Raw genomic sequence first — 21,892 nt, 5'->3', positions numbered from 1 at the left:
TCCCCGCAGATATTTGTGCACCACAATGTTGGAATCAGCGCTTGGCGGTTTTGCTGACCGTCGCACTGTTGTCGTGGATCAAACGGCTGATCATCTCGTCCGCCTCGGCCAGTTGACGGTCATACACCGAGGTGCTGAACGACGCTTTTTGCGGCGGCTGTTGCGCCAGCACCGGGCCGCTCTGGTCGTGCAGGTTCACATCGACCTGCGTCGACAGGCCAACGCGCAATGGATGTTTTGCCAGCTCTTCAGCATTGATGTGAATCCGCACCGGCACGCGCTGGACGATCTTGATCCAGTTGCCGGTGGCGTTCTGCGCGGGCAACAGGGCAAACGCACTGCCGGTACCGGCGCCGAGGCTGTCGATGGTGCCGCTGTATTTCACGTCGCTGCCGTACAGATCGGCCTCGATGTCGACCGGCTGACCGATGCGCATGTCGCGCAGCTGGGTTTCCTTGAAGTTGGCGTCGATCCACAACTGATCCAGCGGAATCACCGCCATCAGCGCCGTGCCCGGTTGCACGCGCTGACCGAGTTGCACGGTGCGTTTGGCGACGTAGCCGGTAACCGGCGCGATCAGGGTGCTGCGCGCGTTGGTCAGGTAGGCCTGACGCAATTGCGCGGCGGCCGCCATCACATCCGGGTGCGACGAAACCACCGTGTCGTCGACCAGTGCGCTGGTAGTCATCAGCTGTTGGCGAGCGTTGGCCAGAGCGTTTTGCGCCGAGGTCAGGTCGTCGCGAGCGTGAGACAGTTCTTCCTGGGAAATCGCCCCGCCGGCGGCCAGGCTTTTGCGCCGATTGAAGTTGTCCTGCGCCTTTTGCACTTCAGCCTGTTGCGCGTTGACCTGGGCTTTCATCCCGTCGACGTTGCTGTACAAACCGCGCACCTGGCGCACGGTGCGGGCCAGATTGGCCTGGGCACTTTGCAGCCCGATCTGCGCGTCGTTCGGGTCGAAATTGATCAACACCTGGCCTTCATGCACCAGGTCGCCATCGTCGGCGCCGATGCTGACCACGGTGCCGGTGACCAGGGGAGTGATTTCCACCACGTTGCCGTTTACATAGGCGTCGTCGGTGCTTTCATTCCAGCGCCCGTAAAATTCGTGATAAGCCCAGACGCCCAGGCCGGCGAGCACCACGACGATTGCCAGCACCACGAGCATGATTTTGCGTTTGCGCGGGTTGCTTGTGTCAGACGCTTGATTGTTTGAAGCAGGAGTTGTTTCGGCAGTGGCCATGACAATTACCTTGAAAGAGTTGTGCTGTGTGGCGGATTTGCATCAGCGGCGGTCTGGGTTTCACTCTGGAACCCGCCCCCCAGCGCCTGCATCAGTTGGATCGACAAGTCGATCTGCTCGGCATTCAGGTTGGCCAGTTGACGCTGGGCCTGGAGCAGTTGCTGCTCGATGCTGAGCACATCGAGGTAATTGCCGATGCCGGAGCCATAACGCTGCACCACCGTGTCGTAAGAATTCTGGGCGATGTCGGTGGCGTGCTGCTGCGCACCGATCTGTCGACCGATGTCGCGCAACTGGTTGATGCTGTCGCTGACATCACCCAGGGCGCGCACCAGGCTTTTGTTGTACTGCGCCACGGCGAGGTCGTAATCGGCATCGCGCGAATCGAGGTCGGCGCGCAAACGGCCGCCGTCAAAAATCGGCAGCGAGATGGTCGGCCCGACATTGAAGAAGCGGCTGGCCGAACCAAACATCGCATCGCCCAGCAACGACTCGACACCGGCCGCAGCGCTCAGGTTAAGGTTGGGATAGAAGCGGGTTTTGCCGGCATCGATATTCTTGCTCGCGGCCTCGACCCGCCAGCGCGCAGCGACCAGGTCCGGCCGCCGACCGAGCAGTTCGGCGGGCAGCACCGACGGCAATGCCACAGCACTGGCCTGAAGAATCTTCGGCCGGGCAATCTCGTTGCCGCGATCCGGCCCTTTGCCGAGCAAGACCGCCAAGGCGATTTTCGCCGTTTGCAGGCGTTTCTCGGCGTCAATCAGACTGGCTTGGGACGTGGCTTCCAGGCTTTCGGTCTGCTGGAACTGATACTCGCTGTCGATACCGGCGCTCAGACGACGTTTGCTCAGGTCGAGCATCTGCCGAGTGCGCTTGAGGTCTTCGCTGGCCAGGTCGTAAACAATGTGTGCCTGACCGAGATCGCTGTAAGCGCGGGCGACATCGGCAGACAGAGTCAACTGCGCGGCTTGTTGATCGACTTCAGCGGCGCGGGCCTGGCCGAGCGCAGCTTCCCAGGCGGCACGCTGGCCACCCCAGAGATCGAAGTTGTAATTGAAACTGGCGCCGAGGTTACGCAAGGTCGAATACGTGCCGCCCTGCCCGCTAGGGTCTTGATCCCGGGCCAGACGCGAACGGCTGATGCCGGCGCTGGCGTCGAGGGTCGGCATGCGCTCAGCGTCGGCGGCGTAAGCGGCAGCACTGGCCTGGTGGGCGCGAGCTTCGGCGATCTGCATGTCCGGGCTGTCGCGCAAGGCTTCGCGGATCAGGCCATCGAGTTGCGGGTCACCGAGATTTTTCCACCAGTCGCTTTTCGGCCAGGCAGCCGGCGTTAACGTCACGCCGCTGAGCGATTGCCCGGCTTTGAGGTTTTTCGCGTCGAGGCTGACGCCTTCGGTGTTCAAGCCGCTGTAGCTGGCACAACCGGCCAGCGTCATGGCCAGCAGCACCAGACTGAAACCGGAGCGCAAGGTTTTACTGTTCATGGTTTACCTATCCGCTGCAGGGTGATCGAGTCACCGGCTGCTGCCAGGATTTTGTGCAGGATGTGTTCGAGGGTTTTCAACTCTTCGGCGGTGATGGCACCGGCCAATTCATTCATCGCATCGGCGCCGATCTCCGGCAGACGGTCCATTAACTGCTGACCTTGCTCGGTCAGCACCAGTCGAACCTGGCGGCGATCCGCCTCGGAACGCTGACGGGCGAGGAAGCCTTTCTGTTCCAGACGGTCCAGCATGCGGGTCATCGAGCCGCTGTCCAGCGACAGGTGTCGGCAGAGTTCGGCCGGGGTATCGACGCCCATCTGCGCCATGATGATCAACACTTTGAACTGCGCGGCGGTGATGCCATGCGGTTCCATGTGCGTGTCGATGATCCGGTCTTTGAGCAGCGCGGTGCGGCCGAGCAACAGGCCGAGGTGGCAATTCTTGAAATCGTCGGGCGTGAAATGCATCGTCTGGTCACCAATTAGCTGCCTAGGCAGCGAGTGTGTGACGAGATGTTACTGCCTAGGCAGCGAATGTCAATGTAATAGTTAGGCTGCTTTGTATTAAGCGGTCTAGCGCTGGGCCTGAAAAGCAAAAAGATCGCAGCCTGCGGCAGCTCCTACAGTGTTCGTGTTCACCGTATTCATCAGGTGTACTCGAATCTGTAGGAGCTGCCGTAGGCTGCGATCTTTTGATCCTGAAGCGGCTAGAAATCCCGTTTGTAGAAAATATCGAGCGAACTCGCCACGCCACTGGCCACTTCGACGTAGACCTTTTTGCTCAGCTTGTAGCGCAAGGCAATCGTGTTGGCCGGTTCGAACACGCCGACGCCGTAACGCAGGCTGAGTTTCTCGGAGATATTGCCGCTGGCGACCACGCTGGTTTCGTCGCCGCTGCCCTCGGTGTCGAGCTGGAAATCTTGGATACCGAGGTTCTTCGCCATGCTGCTGGTGACCCCCGAGCTGCCCATCAAACCCAGGCCCAGTGCGGCCTGAGCCAGCATGTTGTTGTCCTCGCCGGTGGTGCTCAACGGACGCCCCAACACCAGATACGACAACGCCTGCTCCTGACTCATCGCCGGCTCGGAGAAGATCTGCGTGGTCGGCTGTTCGGCGCTGCCGCTCAGGCGGATACCAGCGATGACATCGTCGGTCTGGCGGATCGCTTCGATATCCAGATACGGCTGGTCCAGCGGCCCGGCGAACAGCAGTCGCGCACGACGCACCGTCAAGCGCTGCCCGTAGGCGCGATAACGGCCATCGTTGAGCCACAGCTCGCCGCGTGTGTCCATGTTGTCACCGATGTGCACACGCCCTTTCAGGTTGGCGGTCAGGCCGAACCCGCTGAAACTGAGTTTGTCGTCGCCCACCACCACGTCGATGTCCATCGACATGGCCATCGGTGGCTTGCCCTCTTCGGTCTGCTCACCAATGATCACCGTGTCATCGGAGACCTTGACCGTTGACGGCGGCAACTCGCGCACCGTGATGTCGCCGCGCGGCACCAGGACCTTGCCGGCAATCGCCAGTTTGTCGTCCTTCATCGAAATCTTCAGGTCCGGTGCCACTTCCAGCTTGGCGTACGGTTCAACGGTAACCGGCAACTGTGTGCCCTTGAGCGCCAGGTCCACCACCAACGCCTGACCCCAGGCGATATCGCCGGACAGGCTGCCCTGCCCGGTCTTGCCACTTTTCCAGCCACCGTTTACCTGCACGGTTTCACCGGCGATTTGCGCCCTCACCTGCAAGTCCCGCAGTTCCATCGGCAATTCCGGGCCGGACACTTCGCCGTCGCTGAGCAGCAGATTGCCGTTGACCAACGGCGCCATCAGCCCGCCGGACAATGTGCCGCTGCCATTCAGGCGCCCGTTCAGCGTTTCCACCATCGGCACAAACGGCCGCACCACTGACAAATCCAGACCGCTGAGACGGAAGGAACCGCTCAGCGGCTTGTCGGCCGGCAATGGATTGATTTGTGCCTGAACCATCAGCTCACCGAGTTTGCCGCCGACAAAATTGAGGTCGGTGTCGATACGCTTTGGCGTCAGTTTGCTGGTGAGTTTCAGCGTCTGGTACGGGAAATCCAGCCACTGCCCTTTATCGCGCATGCGAAGCGTACCGCCGCTGGCGTCGATGCTGATCTGGCCGTTCGGGCCGCTGGCCGGCAGGTCGAGTTGCAGGTCGGCATTCAGCCGGCCCTGCCAGGCGAGATCCTTGGGCATCCACTGCGCCAGGCTTTCGATCGGGAACTGCTTGAGCTGATAACGCAGTTTGGGTTCCGGCATCAGGCGCTGGTCCTGGCCGCACAGACTGGCCGCACCGGACAGCCAGCAATGCGCGCCGAGGTTGATCTGCCCGTCAGCCAGGCGTTCAAGCTTCGCCGGACTTTGCAATTTCCAGTCCTGACCGCCAGCCTGAACAGCGCCACTGGCCAAGCGTCCGCGCCAGTTGCCTTGATCCAGCGCACCGTCGAGGCCGAGCGCCAGTTTCAATTTCGGCCCGAGCAAATCGAGGCTCAACTTCTGCTTCTTGATATCGCCCTGGGCATTGGCGGTCAGGGTGCCCAGCGAAGTTTCACCGGCCTGAATGCCGCTGCCCTTGAGATCGATATTCGCCCGCTGCACGCTGTCGAGCGTCGCGTCGAGGTTGAGGCGTTGCAGGCTTTTGTCTTCGAAAGCCAGTTGGGTGCCTTGCAAAGCGAGCTTGCCTTGTGGCGCCTTGAGCGTGCCGGCGACATCGACGCGACCATTGAGCTGACCGCGCAATTGCGGCCAGAGCTGGGCCAGACGCGAGAGCTTGACGTCAATCTGCCCGGCCAGCTTCTGTTGCAGGCTGCCCTTACCCGTGATGCTGTTGTCACCCAGACGAATCTGCAAGGCGCTGAGCGTCCACTGCTCACCGCCGCTATCGGCCTTGGCCTGAATCACCGCCGGCTGGCCGCGCAGTTTGCCCTTCAAATCCAGGTCTGCGTTCAGGCTGAGTTTGTCGTTTTTCAGCTCGCCTTTGCTGCGCAGCGGCCCAGCCAGGGTGCCGGGCAATTCCGCCACCCAATACGCCGGGTCGATCGCCGACAAATCGAGCGCGGTGTCCCAGGCAATGCCATCGGCAAATTGCAGGTTCAGGTGCCCATCGGCTTTGCCTTGGCCGGCCACCAACTGCAATTGTTGCAAATGGATTTTGGTCAGGTCGCCGGCAAACGGGCTGGTCAGGCTGAACGCCCCGGCCGGGCCATCCAGCGCCGCCTTGAAGTTGCCGAGGTAATTGCCGTCGGTGTAAGAGACTTCACCATTGAAACTGCGCAGTGCCACGGCCGGTTCGTCGATCAGCGGATAGAGACTGTGCCAAGGAAAGTCCAGCCAGTCGATTTTCGCCGTTGCGCTGAGGCCTTTGCTCCAGTCGACAGCGCCGCTGAGCTTGAGGTTTTGCTTGTCGCTGGCGCTCAGGTCAAGGCCGGCGATTTGCGCGCCGCTGGCGTCGACTTTGCCTTGCAACAACAACGCGATCGGCCCTTTTTCCCCTGGCAGCGTGGCGGTGCCCTGCAGTTGGTAACCTTTTTTCAGGTCGCCATCGCCGGTGAGTTCCACATTATTGAGTTGCAGGGTGTCGGGCAAATCTGCAGAAGGTTTGAAGCCATTGGCGGTGATGCGCACCTTGGCGGGCAGGTTTTCCACCAGGGGCTGCAATTCGCCGGTCAGTTGCCCATTGAGATAACCGCTGCTGTCGGCGACCAGGTTGAGGGTTTTCAGCAGATTGCCATCCACTTTCAGTTTCAGTGCCCACGGCTGCGGCGCCGGCAACGTCAGGTTGCCCTCGGCCTTCAACGGCCAGTCGCCCGACGGCTGCAGCAAACCGGACAGATTGAGACTCAGCTCATCGCGCTGCAACTGCACCGAATCGATCTGCAAACCCTGCTCGGTCCAGTGCGCCGCCAGCTGCAGCCCTTTCAGCTGTTCGCTGCCGTTGAACATCAGGCTGCCGATCTGTACGTCGCCCAGTTCCAGCGCCAAGGGCAACTTCAGGTCCGGCAAGATGATCGGTCCGCTGTTTTCGTCTTCCGGGCCCGGCGGCAATTGCAGGCTGATCTGATCGGCTTTCAACTGCTCGATGCACAGGGTTATGCGTAGCAGGCACGAGGGTGACCAGGCGAAAATCGCTTTGCTCAGCTCAACCCGACGGGTGTCTTGCTGCCACACCAGGTGATCGGCGCTCCACTGCCCGCCGAGCCGCCCCTGAAAATTGTCGACGCTCAGCCCCGGCACCCAACCCAGCGCCCAGCGACTGCCGGTTGCGGTGCCGAGCAACGTCGCCAGCGTCAGGATGCTCAGCATCAGCAGCGTAAAAATCGCCAGCAGCGTTACCTTCAAACCGCGTGTCACAGCTCAGGCCCCATGGAAAAGTGCAGCCGAATGCCGCCGTCGTCGTCCAGCGCATGGGCCAGGTCGAGGCGAATCGGCCCCACCGGTGAAACCCAGCGCACGCCGATACCGACGCCGGTCTTGAGGTCCGGCAGGTCGAGCGAATTGAATGAATTGCCCTGATCGACAAACGTCGCGATCCGCCACTTCTCGGCCACCGAATACTGATACTCGACGCTGCCGGCAATCATGTAGCGACCCCCGATGCGGTCGCCGTCGGAGTTCTCCGGCGACAGGCTCTGGTAATCGTAACCGCGCACGCTCTGGTCGCCACCGGCAAAGAAACGCAGCGACGGCGGCACTGATTTGTAGCCGTTGGTGGCACTGCCGCCGACCTGCACCCGACCGAGCAAACGGTGTTTATCGAACACGGTGGTCAGGCCTTTCACCAGCGCGGTGCCGTATAACAGATTGGTGTCGGAGCCCAGTCCTTCCTTGGCCACTTTGGTTTCGAACTGCAGACGGTAGCCATTTTGCGGGTCGATACGGTTGTCACTCTTCAGGTAGGAATAACTGACGCCGGGCATCAGCAACGTGCTCAACCCGGAATCATCACCGAGGCGATATTCTTCGCGCTGCCACTTCAGCGAAACCACGCGCTGCCAGCCGCTGGGCAATTTGCTGTGCCATTCCGGGCCGAGCGTCAGCAGTTTGCTGAGGCTGTCGTCGTCGGCAATTTCTTCGCTCTGATAGCCGCCGGCAAAGCGCAGTTTGTCGGTCAGCGGCGGGTCGAGCGGAATGTCGTAAAACAGGCCGACGTTTTGCCGTGGCGCGGATATCTCGGTTTCCCAGCCGTAGCTGTGGCCCTGCGGGTTGACCCAGTGGCGTGTCCAGTTGGCTTTGACCCGTGGGCCGACGTCGGTCGAGTAGCCGACACCCAGCCCCATGGTGCGTGGCTTGCGGGTCTCGAGTTTGACGTCGACCGGGATTACGTTCTGCTTTGACGCAGTGGGCGCAGCGTCGACGCGCACGCCTTCGAAATAGCCGCTCGATTGCAGCGCCTGACTGAGTTCGGCGATCAGTTCGGAGTCGTAGGGCGCGCCGGCCTTGAACGGCACCATGCGTTGCAGCAGGTCTTCATCAAACGGCGTGTCGCCTTCAAAACTGACGTTGCCCAGGGCATAACGCGGACCACTGTCGTAAACCAGATCGATATCGGCCACACCGGCGCGCGGGTCGACCGCCAGTTTCTGGCTTGTGAAACGTCCGCTGAAAAAGCCGTAGCGCGAGGCTTGATTCTGGATGAGGCGCTTGGCGTCTTCGTATTGGCCATGGTTGAGCACGGCACCGGTTTGCAGCGCAGCACTTTTGGGTAAACGAAAGGATTTGAGGCTGGCAGCAGGGCCATCGACGCGCAGGGTGACAGTGCGCAGATGCACCGGCTCGCCGGGGATGATGTTCAGGATCAGGTGCGGTGTCTTGCCGCCGGTCACGCTGCTGTCGATCTGCGGCTGGTAGTAACCCAAGGCCTGTGCGGCTTTGCGTGCCTGCTCTTCAGCGCCACGGCTGAAGCGCAGCAAGGCCTCTTCGTCGCGATCGCCGAGGCTGCCGATATAGCCCTCTATATTGGCCTTGAGTTCATCGTTGGACGGTTTGATCCGTACATCCAATTCACTTTGCGCCAGCGCCGCACAGCTGGTGATCAGCATCAGCACGCCGCTGGTAAATCTTGCTGGAAACTTCATAGGCGGATGCTATCACGAGCTCGGGAGCGTGATAGAGCCCGGTTCGTAAGGAAAAGTTCGACCTTTAGGCGCCAGCGGTTTGCAGCACTTGAGGGTTGGCGTGGAAAAACACATGTTCGCGGACAGGTCCGACAGCCACCTCGCCGATTTCCTCATAACCCTGACGCTTATAGAACTCCAGATAACGAGGATTCCCCGTATCTAGCACCACACCTTGGGAATGCTCATCCACCGCGCACCAGTTATGCACCGCTTTCAACAATTGCTCGCCGAAATGCTGACCCTGAAATTGCGGGTGAATCCCCAGCAAAGGCAGCAGGTGCACCGAGTCGGACGGCACGCACGCCATCACCGCAGCGTGATATTCCAGATAACGCCGCGTGCAGCGGAAACCAGTGCTGAGCACCATGCGCAAGCGCCACGCCCAACTCTCGGTAACGCCGAGGCGACGTTGCGGCGGCGCGATCAGGGCGATGCCGATCAAACGGTCGTTGACCAGCAGGCCGATGGCCGGCAAGTCCTGCAGGAAGTGCTGTTTGACCAGCTCACGTACCGTCGCGCGAACCCGCTGCTCGTAACCGGGGCGTTCGGCTTCAAACAGAAACGCGAACGTCGGTTCATGGCGGTAGGCCTGGTAAAGCAACGAGCGGGCTTCGCGGGAATAGCCGCTGTCGAGCATGTGGATATCGGCGATGGCAGTCGAAGTTTCGGGCATAACGGTAGATCTCCCCTGGCGCAGCTCAAATGACTGCGCTCTTGTTGTACGAGCCTGTGCGGACCGGGACAGTTCCCCACAGGTATAGACCACCGCTGGATCTTCATCGACTGTACTGGCCTCATCGCGGGCAAGCCTTGCTCCCACAGGAATGTCGGTGTTTACAGATTTTGGGTTCGACCTCTACCAGTGTGGGAGCGGGCTTGCTCGCGAAGGGGCCAGTACAGGCAGCACAAATCCGCCCGAGGTAATTCCTCCCTCCCAACACTGGCCCCATTCTCACAGGTCGGCTAGCATCGCCCTTTTTCCAAGGACTGCCGACCATGAAGATCGTCTCCTTCAACATCAACGGGCTGCGTGCTCGCCCGCATCAGCTGGCGGCGCTGATAGAAAAGCATCAACCCGACGTGATCGGCCTGCAGGAAACCAAGGTCCACGATGACCAGTTCCCGCTGGCCGAGGTTCAGGCACTCGGTTATCACGTGTATTTCCATGGCCAGAAAGGTCACTACGGCGTTGCGCTGCTGTCGCGCAAGGAACCGCTGGCGTTGCACAAAGGCTTTGCCACCGATGAAGAAGATGCTCAGCGCCGCTTCATCTGGGGCACTTTCGCCGACGCCAACGGCGTGCCGGTGACCATCATGAACGGCTATTTCCCACAGGGCGAAAGCCGCGATCACCCGACCAAATTCCCGGCCAAGCAAAAGTTCTACGGCGACCTGCAGCAACTGTTGGAAAGCCAGTTCAGCAACGATCAACCCGTGGTGGTGATGGGTGACGTCAACATTTCCCCGGAAGACTGCGACATCGGTATTGGCGCGGACAACATGAAGCGCTGGCTGAAAACCGGCAAGTGCAGCTTCCTGCCGGAAGAGCGCGAGTGGATGGCGCGCCTGAAGAACTGGGGCCTGGTCGACAGCTTCCGCCACTTGAATCCGGACGTCGCGGACCGTTTCAGCTGGTTCGATTACCGCAGCCGCGGTTTTGAAGATGAGCCCAAGCGTGGCCTGCGCATCGATGTGATCATGGCCTCCCACGGCCTGCTACCGCGGGTCAAGGATGCTGGCGTCGATTATGAGTTGCGCGGTATGGAAAAACCTTCGGACCATGCGCCGATCTGGCTTGAGTTGAGCTGAACAAGCAAAAGATCGTCCGAACGTGGACGATCTTTTGATCTGTCATCTTTCCGACATCTTTCTGACTTAATCTCCCCGCACTTTCCTGGCTTGATAAGGTGCCGGCATGACCCTGCGCGTGTTTTTCCTGTGGTTGCTCTGCGCAAGCCTGCCCTCTACGGCATTCGCCGCCGATCTACCGATCGTCCATCAAGGCGTCGTGCTGCGCATTCAGGGCTCCAACACCATCGGCGCGGCACTCGGGCCGGCGCTGGTCGAGGGTCTGATGCGCGAGCAAGGTTTGCTCAAGGTGCATCGCGAGGTGTCCGATCAGGCCAACGAACTGCGCGTGGTCGGTCAAACCGCCGAGGGTAAGCGCGTTACCGTGCACATCGCCGCCCACGGTTCCAGCACCGGTTTCACCGCGTTGAAAAATGCCACTGCCGACCTCGCCGCCTCTTCGCGGCCCATCAAGGACAGCGAGATCGCTGCGCTGCAATCCCTCGGCGATCTGAAATCTGCGGGCGCCGAGCAAGTGATCGCCATTGATGGCCTGGCGATCATCCTCCATCCGCAAAACCCGCTCACTCAACTGGACACCGAGCAACTGGCGCGGATTTTCAGTGGTGAGGCGAAAACCTGGGAAGACGTCGGCGGCAGCGGCGGGACGATTCACGTGTACGCACGGGATGACCAGTCAGGCACGTTCGACACGTTCAAGGAAATTGTCCTCAGCCGCCGCGGGAAAACCCTGAGTGATGCTGCAAGGCGTTTCGAATCCAGCGAGCAATTATCCGACGCGGTGAGTGGCGATCCGCAAGGCATTGGCTTCATCGGCCTGCCTTATGTGCGCCAGGCCAAAGCTCTGGCGATCACTGACGGTCACTCTCAAGCGATGTTGCCGCACAGCAGCCTCATCGCCACAGAAGATTATCCGCTGTCGAGGCGCCTGTTCCTGTATCTGCCACCGCGTGGCGGCAATCCTTGGGCTCAGGCGCTGGTGGCCTTTGCCCAGAGCAGCGCGGGCCAGGCCATCGTTGCCGCCAATGGTTTTATCGCGCAGACCGTGCAAGCCATGAGCGTCACCCCCAACGCGTTGATGCCCGAGGCCTATCAGGCGCTCAGCCGACATGCACAGCGTTTGACCGTGAATTTCCGGTTCGAGGAAGGCAGCGCAACGCTGGACAACAAGGCGCGTCAGGATTTGTCGCGGGTGTTCGACTACCTGAAACAGCACGACAAGACCGATCGGCGAGTGACATTGGTAGGCTTCGGCGATGCCAAAAGCGACCCGGCGCGGGCCGATCTGCTGTCCAAATTACGCGCGATGGCAGTACGTAGGGAGCTGGTAAAAAGCGGCGTGGTATTCCGCGAGATTCGCGGGTTTGGCGCCGAGATGCCGGTCGCGACGAATAGCGCGGATGAAGGCCGGATCAGGAATCGGCGCGTCGAAGTCTGGGTGTACTGAATCTGTAGCAGCTGCCGAGCCTGCGAGCCTGCGAGGCTGCGTCTGTAACAGCTGCCGAGCCTGCGAGGCTGCGTCTGTAGCAGCTGCCGAGCCTGCGAGGCTGCGTCTGTAGCAGCTGCCGAGCTTGCGAGGCTGCGTCCGGCGGCGAAGCCGTCGTCAACTCGGACAACCCGGTCTGTCAGGCAAACCGCGCGCTCAGATTTTACGACGGCTGCGCCGCCGGACGCAGCCTCGCAGGCTCGACAGCTGCTACAAGGAGTGGGTCAGGCCAGCAGCTTCTCCAGCTGGGCGGTGGTGTCGACTGCGCCCATGGTTTTTGCGGCGTCCAGCGCGGAGGCGCCGTTGGTGTCCTTGGCCTTGGGATCGGCACCCTTGCTGATCAGGTAGTCAACGATCTCGACGCGGTTGAACATCGCCGCCATCATCAGCGGAGTGCGACCATCGAAAGACGAGCCTTGCACCTGCGCACCAGCTTCGACCAACGCCGTGACGGTCGCCAGGTCACCCTTGAACGCGGCGCCGGCAATCGGGCTTTGACCGTTGTCGTTGCGGATCTCCGGGTCGGCCTTGTGTTCCAGCAGCACTTTTACGGTGTCGACATGGCCGTGGTACGCGGCCAGCATCAGCAAGGTGTCGCCCTTATGGTTGCGCAAGTTCGGCGGCAAGCCTTTGCTGAGCAGCGCAGCCATCATGGCCGCATCGCCCTCACGCGCCTTGTTGAATACCTGCTCGGCAAATTCAGCGGCTTCTTCGGGGGTCATCTGGCGGCTTTGTTCTGACATCGGGGGCTCCACTTTCAATTATTCGCAAAACCGACAGTGTCCCGAGGGCTCCCGGGACTGTCACTTCTTTTTTCTGACGGATCGCGATAGCGACATTCAATAGCGGTACTGACCATCGCTGATCTGCGCCGCCAATGGCTTGGTCACCTGCACATAGGTGTCGGTTCCCGGAAGCCATGCATAGACCGGATCGTCGCCGGTCTTGTCCGGGTCGAACGCCTCATCCTTGAGCCGGGTCTTCTGGTATTTGAACGTCCCGGTGGTTTCCATTTTCACTTTCACCCGCAAGAACAACGGCACAGCATACGCCGGCAACTGCTCGCGGACGAAGGCCAGCAACTCCGTAAAATCCAGGGTCGCCAATGATTCGGCAGGTGTAATGGCCGCCATCCCTGCACGTCCATTGGTGTTGCAGATCTCCACCCCGTAGGCCACGGCTTCGGAGATATTGGGATGCAGCAGGAGGATGTTCTCGACTTCGGTGGTCGAGACGTTTTCGCCTTTCCAGCGGAAGGTATCGCCAAGACGATCAACAAATTGTGCGTGACCGAAACCGATGTTGCGCAGCAAGTCACCGGTATTGAAGTATCGATCGCCTTTGGCAAACACATCGTGCAGTACGACTTTCTCGGTTTTCCGCGGATCGGTGTAACCGTCCAGCGGCGCTTTGTCGTCGATTCGCGCGAGCAACAACCCCTGCTCGCCTTTGCTCACTTTGCGCATGAAGCCGTCGGCCTGACGGATTGGCGCGCCACTGTCGTGGTCGTACGCTGCCAGCTCCCAAGCCATCAGGGAAAATCCAACGGTGTTGTCGAAGTTGAGCACGTTGGTGAAACCGATGTTGCCGTCGCTGGCGGCATACAGCTCGCAGATGTGCTGCACGCCGAAGCGCGTCTTGAAGGCATCCCATGCGCCGGGGCGCAGGCCATTGCCGATCATTTTGGTCACGCCGTGCTCGCGGTCATGCCTGCCGGGCGGCTGATCGACGAGGTAGCGACACAGTTCACCGACATAACCGAGGGTGGTGGCGCGGTACTGGCGTACGTCGCTCCAGAACTGACTGGCGCTGAATTTGCGGCGGATTGCAAACCCGGAAGCGCCACTGATTGCCGATCCCCAGCACACGCAGAGTCCGGTGGCGTGGTACAGCGGCAAGGTGCAATAGACGACGTCGTCAGGCTGCATATCCAGCGCGATCATGCCGAAGCTCGCGGAGCTGCGCATCCAGCGGCCGTGCTTGAACACCCCGGCCTTGGGCAACCCGGTCGTGCCCGAGGTGTAAATGTAAAAACACGGATCGTCGAAAAAAACCTGCGCACTGCTGAGCGGATTGTCCGTACAACAATCGACGGACGCGCTCATCAGGTTGACGAAGCCATCGGGCGCAATGCCCGGCTGGCGGTCGGTGGGCTGATCCGCGACGTACCAGGTTCGCGCAGCCTCGATCGCCACTCGCTCGCGGACGGCGGAAAACGCCGGCAGCAGTTCTTCGCCGACAATGATCGCCGCCGGCGCTACCAGATTCAGACTGTGAACCAGCGGATCGCGGGATTGCGATGTATTAAGCAATGCGCTGATCGCCCCGGTCTTGGCCAACGCGAGAATCGTCACCAGCAGCTCGGGGCGGTTTTCGATGAATACCGCCACCACATCACCTTTGCGAATACCTTGCGCGATCAGGTGATGAGCGATGCGATTGGCCCACTGATTGACTTGCGAGTAGGTCAGCGCCCTGTCGTCTTGCAACAACGCCGGGCCTTCGGGATTGCGCAAGGTGGCTTGTTCAAAGCTCCAGCCCAGACCACACACTTGGGTCGGATCCGTAACATTGGCAGCTTTCATGCCCTTGACCACGCGCGGAATGGCCTGGGCGATGGCGGGCAGCTTGCGGAGCATCATGCTCCAGGTAATGAGGTCTGACGTGCGACTCATGGTTGCTCCCGTTGGATCTTCTTATTGTCGGGCGGCATTGGCTTGACCCCGAAAATACGTCAGCGCTTCGGAAGGTGTACACGCGGTTTTTGCAATGTTTTGTATCCGAAGGTGGTCGCGAGTGTCTGTGGTGGATTTGGTTCCGTGGGAGCGGTGCACATCTCTCAAAATGCAGGATGCACGATGGCCGTTCATGCAGATTGCACGAAGGTGAAAATTGATCAAAATTTTAAGCTATTGATTTAAAAGAATAATTTTAAAGCTCCATGACTGGCACAAAGGCTGCAACTACCTCTACATGCTTGCCAATCATGTATAAACGGAGCCGAAAGACATGAGCCTGATTCAAGAAAAATTTTCGTCCCTCTTCTCCAACTTCGACGTGAACACCCAGCCTCGTCCTGACGGTGGCATTCTGCTGACACTGCGCAGCACCGAAGGCCGCGTGTTCAAGCGCTCGATTTCCTACCAGCAATTACACGCTGGCGACCAACTGTCGTGGGTAATCAGCGCGATCCGTCGTGATTTGGCCGAACAAGCAAGCGAACTGCCGCAAATTTCGATGCTGCAGAGCCAGCAACGTTTCGCACTGCCGACGTATCACTCGCTGTAAATACTGCGCTCTAAAGATAAAGAGCCGTAAACAGACAGGCCGTGAAAGCTTTCGCTTCACGGCCTGAGTTGTTTTTGCAGATGCCGAACCTGCTTTTGTAAGAGCAAGCTTGCTCGCGGTGGCGGTGGCGGTGGGTCAGTCAGCTGAATTGTCGGATGAAATGGCGCATCGCGAGCAGGCTCGCTCCCACAGGTTTTTGGCTTCAGCGATTAGAACATGGACGGATCGATTCGCGCGAAACTCTCCACGGTCACATGCCCGGCCAGTTCCCCGCCTTCACGGGCGAGACCGCAGGTCGCCATTCCTGCCAGCCGCGCAGCCTCCAGCTCTTCGACGATGTCCGACAAAAACAGAATCTGCGAAGCGTCCAGGCCAATCGCCTCAGTGATGCGTACGTACGACTGCGCTTCGCGCTTGGGTCCGGAGGTGGTGTCGAAGTATCCGCTGAACAACGGCGACAAATCCCCCGCTTCCGAGCAGCCAAAAATCAGCTTTTGCGCCTGAATCGAGCCCGAGGAATAGACGTAAATCGCGTACCCCTCCTGATGCCAACGCTTCAGCGCGTCGACCGCATCCGGGTAAACATGGCCCTTCAATTCACCGGCCTGGTATCCCTGCTCCCAGACCATACCCTGCAACGCCTTGAGCGCAGTAGCCTTGCGGTCTTCGGCGATCCATCCCAGAAGAATCTCCAGCACCCGCTCGACGTCAGCGTCCAGTTCACTACTGTCCCGGCGCACTGCGTCCAGTTGCTCGGCCACATCGCCACGGTCGGCATGCTCGCGAACGAACGCCGGCAGATGACTGGCGGCATAGGGGAACAGCACGTCGAAGACAAAACTCACGGCACTGGTGGTGCCTTCAATATCGGTCAGAATCGCTTTGATCGGCATGGACTCAGTCCTCAAGACGCGGGAAGCGGCCGGCGATGTCTGCGCCGGTGAAATTGGCGACCCAGCCGTCTGGATTGTTGAACAGGCGGATCGCGATGAAATGCGGGTGTTCGCCCATGTCGAACCAGTGCGGCGTCCCGGCCGGAACCGAAATCAGGTCGTTCTTTTCGCAGAGCACCGCGTACACGTAATCATCGATGTGCAGGGTGAACAGCCCACGACCGGCGACGAAAAATCTTACTTCGTCTTCGCCATGGCGGTGTTCTTCGAGGAACTTGGCGCGCAGCTCGGCCTTTTGCGGGTGATCGCTGTTCAGGCTGATGACGTCGACGGTGACGTAGCCACGCTCCGTCATCAATTTGTCGATCTGCTGCTGATACGCGGCGATCACTTCTTCCTGGCTGGCGCCCGGCTGAATTTTCGCCGCCGCTTGCCAGCGATCGAAACGCACGCCCTGCTCGGCCAGGGTCGAGGCGATGTCATCGAAGTGGGTCAGCACCTTGTTGGGCAGTTCGGGGCTGCTGACGTGGTAAACGGACAGGCTGCTCATCAGGGCAACTCCTCAAAGGTTCATGCGTTACGGTTCAAGCTTGATCGTTACGCTTTGTGGTTAGAAGCGGAGCGGGTTTTCAACTCGCACTCGAACAAAAATTCAAAGGCCTCGATCTGCCGCAACGCATCGCTCATCTGCGCGCCCCAGGTATAGAGGCCGTGGCCGCGGATCAGGTAGCCGACGCAATCGGGATGGGCGTCGAGCCAAGGCTGCACCTTGGCGGCGAGGCGTGCAATGTCCTGATCGTTGTCGAAAATCGGCACGCGCACCCGTGACTCGTGAGTGGAAACGCCGCTGAAAGCTTTCTGCAGTTCATAATCTTCGAACTCGATGAAATCTTCAGGCGTCAGGCGGGACAGCACCGTGGCATTCACCGAATGGGTGTGCAACACCGCGCCGATCTCCGCGCGCCAGCTATACAGCTGCGTGTGCAGCAGTGTTTCGGCTGATGGTTTCTTGCCGGGCTCGAGGCTGTTGCCGGACAAGTCGGTGGCCAGCACATCGTCAGGCCCCAACTGGCCTTTGTGCTTGCCGGACACCGTCAGCAACGCTTCGCTCGGCGACAGACGCGCCGAATAATTGCTGCTGGTGGCCGGCGACCAGCCACGACCATACAGAAAGCGCCCGGCGTCGATGATTTCCTGGGCGAGGTGTTGACGGGTAAGGCTCATGGCCTGTCCTCTTGCATACGTGTGGCGATGATAATCGCAGCGGCGAGGGCTGCGAGACTGGCGATACTGAACGTGAAGTTGGCGCCGAGGGTGTTCCAGCTGTAGCCGGAATACAATGCGCCGAGCGCGCCACCGGTACCGGCGAGTGCGGCATACAACGCCTGACCCTGCCCTTGCTGACGCGGGCCAAAGCTACGTTGCACGAACTGGATGGCAGCTGCGTGAAAGCTGCCGAACGTTGCAGCATGCAGAACCTGGGCAAACAGCAGCACCCAGATGAATTCGGCGAACGAGCCGAGCAACAACCAGCGCAACGCCGCCAGCAGAAAACTCGCCAGCAGCACCCGGCGCACCGAGAAACGCGCAAGAATCTTGCTCATCGCCAGAAACATCAATACTTCGGCGACTACGCCGACCGCCCAGAGCATGCCGATCAACCCACGGCTGTAACCGAGTTGCTCAAGGTGCAAGGTGAGAAAAGTGTAATACGGGCCGTGGCTGACCTGCATCAGCGCCACGCATCCGTAAAAAGCCAGCACACCCGGACCGCGCAATTGCTGGAGAAAACCGCCTGCCGACAAACGCTCGCCCTGAACCGGCTGGGCGTTCGGTACCCACAGGCTGCTGATCACAATCCCGGCCATGATCAGTACCAGCGCGACCGGGTAGATGTCGAGGCTGAGCCATTCGAACAGTCGGCCGAGTGCAACCACAGTGATGATGAAACCAATCGAGCCCCACAACCGGATCTGGCTGTAGCGCTGGGTCTGGCCCTTCAAATGCGCCAGCGTGATGACTTCAAACTGCGGCAATACCGCGTGCCAGAAGAAGGCATGCAAGGCCATGACCATCGCCAGCCAGGCGTAGGTCTGGCTGACGAAGATCAAACAGAACGTAAGCAGCGTGCACACCGCGCCAAAACGGACAATAGCGAGGCGCCGGCCCGTGTAATCGCCGAGCCAGCCCCAGATGTTCGGGGCCACGCAACGCATCAGCATCGGGATCGCCACCAGTTCGCCAATACGCGCGGCGGAAAAGCCCAAGTGGTCGAAGTACAGCGCGAGGAACGGCGCCGTCGAGCCGAGCAAGGCGAAGTAGAACAGATAGAAACTGGAAAGCCGCCAGTACGGGAGCGCCGTCACGTGGTTCAGACCGCAACGGCTGTGAGATCAGCCATTAAAGCTGACCCAGCACCGGCGTGCTCACGCGCACATCGGCGTTCTGCCCGCGATGACGCAGCAGATGGTCCATCAGCACGATGGCCATCATCGCTTCTGCGATTGGCGTGGCGCGAATGCCAACGCACGGATCGTGGCGGCCTTTGGTGATGACGTCCGCCGGGTTGCCATGGACGTCGATGGAACGGCCCGGCGTGGTGATGCTCGACGTCGGCTTCAATGCCAGATGCGCAACGATCGGCTGACCGGACGAGATGCCGCCGAGAATGCCGCCAGCGTTATTGCTGAGGAAGCCTTCGGGGGTCATTTCATCGCGGTGCTCGGTGCCGCGCTGGGCAACGCTGGCGAAACCGGCGCCGATCTCCACGCCCTTGACCGCGTTGATGCTCATGAGCGCGTGCGCCAGTTCGGCGTCGAGGCGGTCGAAGATCGGCTCGCCGAGACCGGGCATCACGCCTTCGGCGACGACCGTGATTTTCGCGCCGACGGAATCCTGGTCGCGACGCAACTGGTCCATATAGGCTTCCAGCTCCGGCACCTTGTCCGGATCAGGGCTGAAAAAGGCGTTGTCTTCCACCGATTCCCAGCTTTTGAACGGGATTTCGATCGGGCCCAACTGGCTCATGTAGCCGCGAATGACGATACCCTGGCTGGCCAGGTATTTTTTCGCAATGGCCCCTGCGGCTACGCGCATCGCGGTTTCCCGCGCAGAGCTGCGACCGCCGCCGCGGTAATCGCGTTCGCCGTATTTGTGGTGGTAGGTGTAGTCGGCGTGGGCCGGACGGAACAGGTCCTTGATCGCCGAGTAGTCCTTGGATTTCTGATCAGTGTTGCGAATTAGCAGGCCAATCGCGCAGCCGGTGGTCCGCCCCTCGAACACGCCAGAGAGGATTTCGACTTCATCGGCTTCCTGACGCTGGGTGGTGTGGCGGCTGGTGCCAGGCTTGCGGCGATCGAGGTCGCGCTGCAGATCCTCCAGGGAAATCTCCAGGCCCGGCGGGCAGCCGTCGACAATGGCGACCAACGCCGGACCATGGCTTTCGCCTGCGGTGGTGACAGTGAACAGCTTGCCGTAGGTATTGCCGGACATGCAGGACGCTCCGTGAAATGAACCTGAATACTTGATGCGCGCCAGTATACGCAGGCAACCCAAGTAGTTCATCCTCGAACCTTATGGGTGCCCGTGAGTCCAACCGGCACCTTTGTGAATGATGGCGTGATGATGCTGCGAGTTCTTGCCTTGAGCCTTACCCTGTTTACCGGCTACGTCCAGGCCACCGTCCTGCAACGCCCGATCACTTTGGACACCGGTAGCGGTGAGCTTTTCGGCTCGCTGTTGCTGCCCAAATCCGACACGCCGGTACCGGTTGTCCTGATCATTTCCGGCTCCGGCCCTACAGACCGTGACGGCAATAACCCCGAAGGTGGGCGCAACGACAGCCTCAAGCGACTGGCCTGGGTGCTGGCCAAACACAACATCGCCAGCGTGCGCTACGACAAGCGCGGTGTAGCGGCGAGCCTCGCGGCGACGCCGGATGAACGCAATTTGTCGGTCGAAGCCTATGTTGCTGATGCCCAAGCCTGGGGGCGCAAGCTCCAGGCTGACCCGCGTTTTGGCCCGTTGATTTTGTTGGGCCACAGCGAGGGCGCACTGATTGCCACGCTGGCGGCACCGAGCGTTAACGCCGCTGCGGTGATTTCCATGTCCGGCAGCGCGCGGCCGATCGATCAGGTGTTGCGTCAACAGTTAAGCAATCGTCTGCCACCGCCGTTGATGCTGCGCAGTAACGAGCTGCTCGACAGCCTCAAGGCCGGAAAACCCGACAGCAACGTGCCGCCGCAGCTGGAGGTAATCTTCCGCCCGAGTGTGCAGCCGTATCTGATTTCGTTGTTCCGCCAGGACCCGGCGGCGGCGTTCGCCAAACTGAAAATGCCGGCGCTGATCATTCAGGGCAGTAACGACATTCAGGTGGGTGTGGAAGATGCGCGCCTGCTGAAAGGGGCCAAACCGGACGCCGAACTGGCGCTGATCGAGGGCATGAACCACGTGATGCGAATTGTGCCCAACGACGTGAAGCGGCAATTGGCTTCCTATAAAGATCCACAATTGCCCCTCGCCGCCGAACTCGGCGCGCGCATCCTTGGATTTATTGACGGAATTCGCACCCGATAAGCTTCCCCGCGCCCTCCAGTCCTGCCAAAAACGGCCGATAAGCCGGTGTCGCCAGCGTTACGCCTGGCGGCAAGCCGAGCTTGGACAGGACCTCGCCGTTATGACTGATACCCCGACTTCACCCGAGACCACCGCTGAAAAGGATGCACCGCCAGCGGTCGAGCAGCCGTGGGCGGACGTCCAGGTCGAGCAGCACAAGATGCTCCGTCTGGCCCCCCTGCAGATCGACCGCAACACCGGCGCTCGGCCGTTGCGCTTTGTCGAGTTCGGCTATGCCGAGCGCAACAGCAAAGAGCGCAGCCTGCTGCGCATGAGCATTACTCTGCCTGGCCAGCGGGTGCGCAAAGAGCAGAATCATCTGGACGTGTGGGTCGACCACGTCACGCACCGCGTACATTTCGGGCCTGCCACGGGCTTGCAGATTGAACCGATGAACCGCGGCATCGGCCGCTATCTGGCGGCGCAGGGGGTTACCTGGGCGAAAAAGCGCTGGCCGGCGTACACCGTCGACGGCACTGACCTGAACAACAAGGATGCCCTCAACGAGGACACACGCCTGCGGCGCGACCGTTTTCTCACAGCGCACGGTTTTGAGGTGGTGTACGCAGACGCCCAGCATCTGAAGGGCAGCGTCAAGGAAGTGAAAGTCGGTGACCTGCTCGCCGAGTGGAATGCCGAGAAAGTGCAGCACGTTACAATTCTCGAGGCGGCGCAAATGCTTCAGCAGGCCGAGCAGAATCTGGCCGAGCAGGAAGTGAAGCTGAAGAAACACGAAGAAAGAGTCAGCAAGTACAAGCGCGAGGACGCCGGATTACGCTTCACCATTACATGCCTGGTGGCGTTCGCGGTGTTTCAGGCGGGGCTGTTGATCTGGATTGCAACGCAGCGTTGAGGGTTTGATACTGCGGTGCGCCATTCGCGAGCAAGCTTTGCTTCTACAGCGGATTTGGACCAGGCGCAGGATTAGTGGACCTGT

The 21,892-nt window shown here is 60.4% G+C and carries 17 protein-coding genes and 1 pseudogene; 5 read left to right on the top strand and 13 right to left on the bottom strand.

Annotated elements, in window-relative coordinates; translation table 11 throughout:
• Positions 1-34: 34 nt before the first annotated feature.
• The 6 genes from ACYZTS_RS16215 to ACYZTS_RS16190 all read right to left on the bottom strand — a co-directional run bounded on the left by ACYZTS_RS16215 (position 35) and on the right by ACYZTS_RS16190 (position 9,538).
• A complete protein-coding gene (locus tag ACYZTS_RS16215) occupies positions 35-1,240 on the bottom strand; it encodes an HlyD family secretion protein (RefSeq protein WP_461990436.1) in 1,206 nt (401 codons plus the stop codon).
• Positions 1,241-1,245: 5 nt separating this feature from the next.
• Positions 1,246-2,724, bottom strand: a complete 1,479-nt coding sequence (locus ACYZTS_RS16210; RefSeq protein ID WP_461990434.1) for an efflux transporter outer membrane subunit — start codon at positions 2,722-2,724, stop codon at positions 1,246-1,248.
• Complete coding sequence (locus ACYZTS_RS16205; protein ID WP_033050911.1) at positions 2,721-3,191, bottom strand: MarR family winged helix-turn-helix transcriptional regulator; 471 nt, start codon at positions 3,189-3,191, stop codon at positions 2,721-2,723. Before ACYZTS_RS16205 ends, ACYZTS_RS16210 begins: the two co-directional genes overlap by 4 nt.
• Positions 3,192-3,430: 239 nt before the next feature.
• A complete protein-coding gene (locus tag ACYZTS_RS16200; RefSeq protein WP_461990432.1) occupies positions 3,431-7,099 on the bottom strand; it encodes a translocation/assembly module TamB domain-containing protein in 3,669 nt (1,222 codons plus the stop codon).
• Complete coding sequence (locus tag ACYZTS_RS16195) at positions 7,096-8,823, bottom strand: autotransporter assembly complex protein TamA (RefSeq protein WP_461990430.1); 1,728 nt, start codon at positions 8,821-8,823, stop codon at positions 7,096-7,098. The genes ACYZTS_RS16200 and ACYZTS_RS16195 overlap by 4 nt, the downstream gene beginning before the upstream one ends.
• Before the next feature lie 64 nt (positions 8,824-8,887).
• Positions 8,888-9,538, bottom strand: coding sequence for a GNAT family N-acetyltransferase (locus tag ACYZTS_RS16190; protein WP_028624160.1), 651 nt, complete (start codon positions 9,536-9,538; stop codon positions 8,888-8,890).
• A gap of 323 nt (positions 9,539-9,861) precedes the next feature.
• Here ACYZTS_RS16190 and xthA point away from each other — a divergent pair, with 323 nt between their 5' ends.
• Complete coding sequence (gene xthA, locus ACYZTS_RS16185; RefSeq protein ID WP_461990429.1) at positions 9,862-10,674, top strand: exodeoxyribonuclease III; 813 nt, start codon at positions 9,862-9,864, stop codon at positions 10,672-10,674.
• A gap of 106 nt (positions 10,675-10,780) precedes the next feature.
• A complete protein-coding gene (locus tag ACYZTS_RS16180) occupies positions 10,781-12,121 on the top strand; it encodes a substrate-binding domain-containing protein (RefSeq protein ID WP_461990427.1) in 1,341 nt (446 codons plus the stop codon).
• 263 nt (positions 12,122-12,384) lie between these two features.
• Here ACYZTS_RS16180 and ACYZTS_RS16175 read toward each other — a convergent pair whose 3' ends face one another.
• Positions 12,385-12,903, bottom strand: coding sequence for an ankyrin repeat domain-containing protein (locus ACYZTS_RS16175; RefSeq protein ID WP_461990425.1), 519 nt, complete (start codon positions 12,901-12,903; stop codon positions 12,385-12,387).
• Between the two features lie 96 nt (positions 12,904-12,999).
• Positions 13,000-14,835 (bottom strand): long-chain-acyl-CoA synthetase, encoded by a 1,836-nt coding sequence (locus tag ACYZTS_RS16170; protein ID WP_028624164.1) that lies wholly within the window; start codon positions 14,833-14,835, stop codon positions 13,000-13,002.
• 334 nt (positions 14,836-15,169) lie between these two features.
• Here ACYZTS_RS16170 and ACYZTS_RS16165 point away from each other — a divergent pair, with 334 nt between their 5' ends.
• A complete protein-coding gene (locus tag ACYZTS_RS16165; RefSeq protein ID WP_028624165.1) occupies positions 15,170-15,448 on the top strand; it encodes a DUF3509 domain-containing protein in 279 nt (92 codons plus the stop codon).
• A gap of 209 nt (positions 15,449-15,657) precedes the next feature.
• Here the strand turns inward: ACYZTS_RS16165 and mtnC are convergent, their stop codons facing one another.
• Genes mtnC through aroC form a run of 5 tightly spaced genes read right to left on the bottom strand, consistent with a single transcriptional unit; the run spans position 15,658 to position 19,833 of the window.
• Positions 15,658-16,341 (bottom strand): acireductone synthase, encoded by a 684-nt coding sequence (gene mtnC / locus ACYZTS_RS16160; protein WP_461990423.1) that lies wholly within the window; start codon positions 16,339-16,341, stop codon positions 15,658-15,660.
• A gap of 4 nt (positions 16,342-16,345) precedes the next feature.
• Positions 16,346-16,891 (bottom strand): 1,2-dihydroxy-3-keto-5-methylthiopentene dioxygenase, encoded by a 546-nt coding sequence (locus ACYZTS_RS16155; RefSeq protein ID WP_461990421.1) that lies wholly within the window; start codon positions 16,889-16,891, stop codon positions 16,346-16,348.
• 47 nt (positions 16,892-16,938) lie between these two features.
• Positions 16,939-17,565, bottom strand: a complete 627-nt coding sequence (locus ACYZTS_RS16150) for a methylthioribulose 1-phosphate dehydratase (RefSeq protein WP_461990419.1) — start codon at positions 17,563-17,565, stop codon at positions 16,939-16,941.
• Entirely contained in the window at positions 17,562-18,707 is a 1,146-nt protein-coding gene (locus ACYZTS_RS16145; RefSeq protein WP_028624169.1) for an MFS transporter, read from the bottom strand. The genes ACYZTS_RS16150 and ACYZTS_RS16145 overlap by 4 nt, the downstream gene beginning before the upstream one ends.
• Before the next feature lie 34 nt (positions 18,708-18,741).
• Positions 18,742-19,833 (bottom strand): chorismate synthase, encoded by a 1,092-nt coding sequence (gene aroC, locus ACYZTS_RS16140; RefSeq protein ID WP_461990417.1) that lies wholly within the window; start codon positions 19,831-19,833, stop codon positions 18,742-18,744.
• Between the two features lie 83 nt (positions 19,834-19,916).
• Between aroC and ACYZTS_RS16135 the strand changes: the two are divergent.
• Both ACYZTS_RS16135 and ACYZTS_RS16130 read left to right on the top strand, forming a co-directional pair.
• Positions 19,917-20,916, top strand: a pseudogene (locus ACYZTS_RS16135) (alpha/beta hydrolase).
• Positions 20,917-21,016: 100 nt separating this feature from the next.
• On the top strand, positions 21,017-21,808 hold the full coding sequence (locus ACYZTS_RS16130; protein ID WP_028624172.1) for a hypothetical protein: 792 nt from the start codon (positions 21,017-21,019) through the stop codon (positions 21,806-21,808).
• Positions 21,809-21,892 lie beyond the last annotated feature (84 nt).

The sequence above is a fragment of the Pseudomonas sp. TMB3-21 genome (assembly GCF_054898145.1).
Note: the sequence above shows the minus strand (reverse complement) of the source record. Positions and strands in the feature narration are given on the sequence as shown.

Excerpts from the sequence above, each read along its gene's own strand:
- ACYZTS_RS16190 (WP_028624160.1), bottom strand. The coding sequence starts at position 9,538 with ATGCCCGAAACTTCGACTGCCATCGCCGATATCCACATGCTCGACAGC.
- ACYZTS_RS16170 (WP_028624164.1), bottom strand. The coding sequence starts at position 14,835 with ATGAGTCGCACGTCAGACCTCATTACCTGGAGCATGATGCTCCGCAAG.
- ACYZTS_RS16210 (WP_461990434.1), bottom strand. The coding sequence starts at position 2,724 with ATGAACAGTAAAACCTTGCGCTCCGGTTTCAGTCTGGTGCTGCTGGCC.
- mtnC (WP_461990423.1), bottom strand. The coding sequence starts at position 16,341 with ATGCCGATCAAAGCGATTCTGACCGATATTGAAGGCACCACCAGTGCC.
- xthA (WP_461990429.1), top strand. The coding sequence starts at position 9,862 with ATGAAGATCGTCTCCTTCAACATCAACGGGCTGCGTGCTCGCCCGCAT.
- ACYZTS_RS16150 (WP_461990419.1), bottom strand. The coding sequence starts at position 17,565 with ATGAGCCTTACCCGTCAACACCTCGCCCAGGAAATCATCGACGCCGGG.
- aroC (WP_461990417.1), bottom strand. The coding sequence starts at position 19,833 with ATGTCCGGCAATACCTACGGCAAGCTGTTCACTGTCACCACCGCAGGC.
- ACYZTS_RS16180 (WP_461990427.1), top strand. The coding sequence starts at position 10,781 with ATGACCCTGCGCGTGTTTTTCCTGTGGTTGCTCTGCGCAAGCCTGCCC.
- ACYZTS_RS16205 (WP_033050911.1), bottom strand. The coding sequence starts at position 3,191 with ATGCATTTCACGCCCGACGATTTCAAGAATTGCCACCTCGGCCTGTTG.
- ACYZTS_RS16175 (WP_461990425.1), bottom strand. The coding sequence starts at position 12,903 with ATGTCAGAACAAAGCCGCCAGATGACCCCCGAAGAAGCCGCTGAATTT.
- ACYZTS_RS16165 (WP_028624165.1), top strand. The coding sequence starts at position 15,170 with ATGAGCCTGATTCAAGAAAAATTTTCGTCCCTCTTCTCCAACTTCGAC.
- ACYZTS_RS16195 (WP_461990430.1), bottom strand. The coding sequence starts at position 8,823 with ATGAAGTTTCCAGCAAGATTTACCAGCGGCGTGCTGATGCTGATCACC.
- ACYZTS_RS16215 (WP_461990436.1), bottom strand. The coding sequence starts at position 1,240 with ATGGCCACTGCCGAAACAACTCCTGCTTCAAACAATCAAGCGTCTGAC.
- ACYZTS_RS16155 (WP_461990421.1), bottom strand. The coding sequence starts at position 16,891 with ATGAGCAGCCTGTCCGTTTACCACGTCAGCAGCCCCGAACTGCCCAAC.
- ACYZTS_RS16130 (WP_028624172.1), top strand. The coding sequence starts at position 21,017 with ATGACTGATACCCCGACTTCACCCGAGACCACCGCTGAAAAGGATGCA.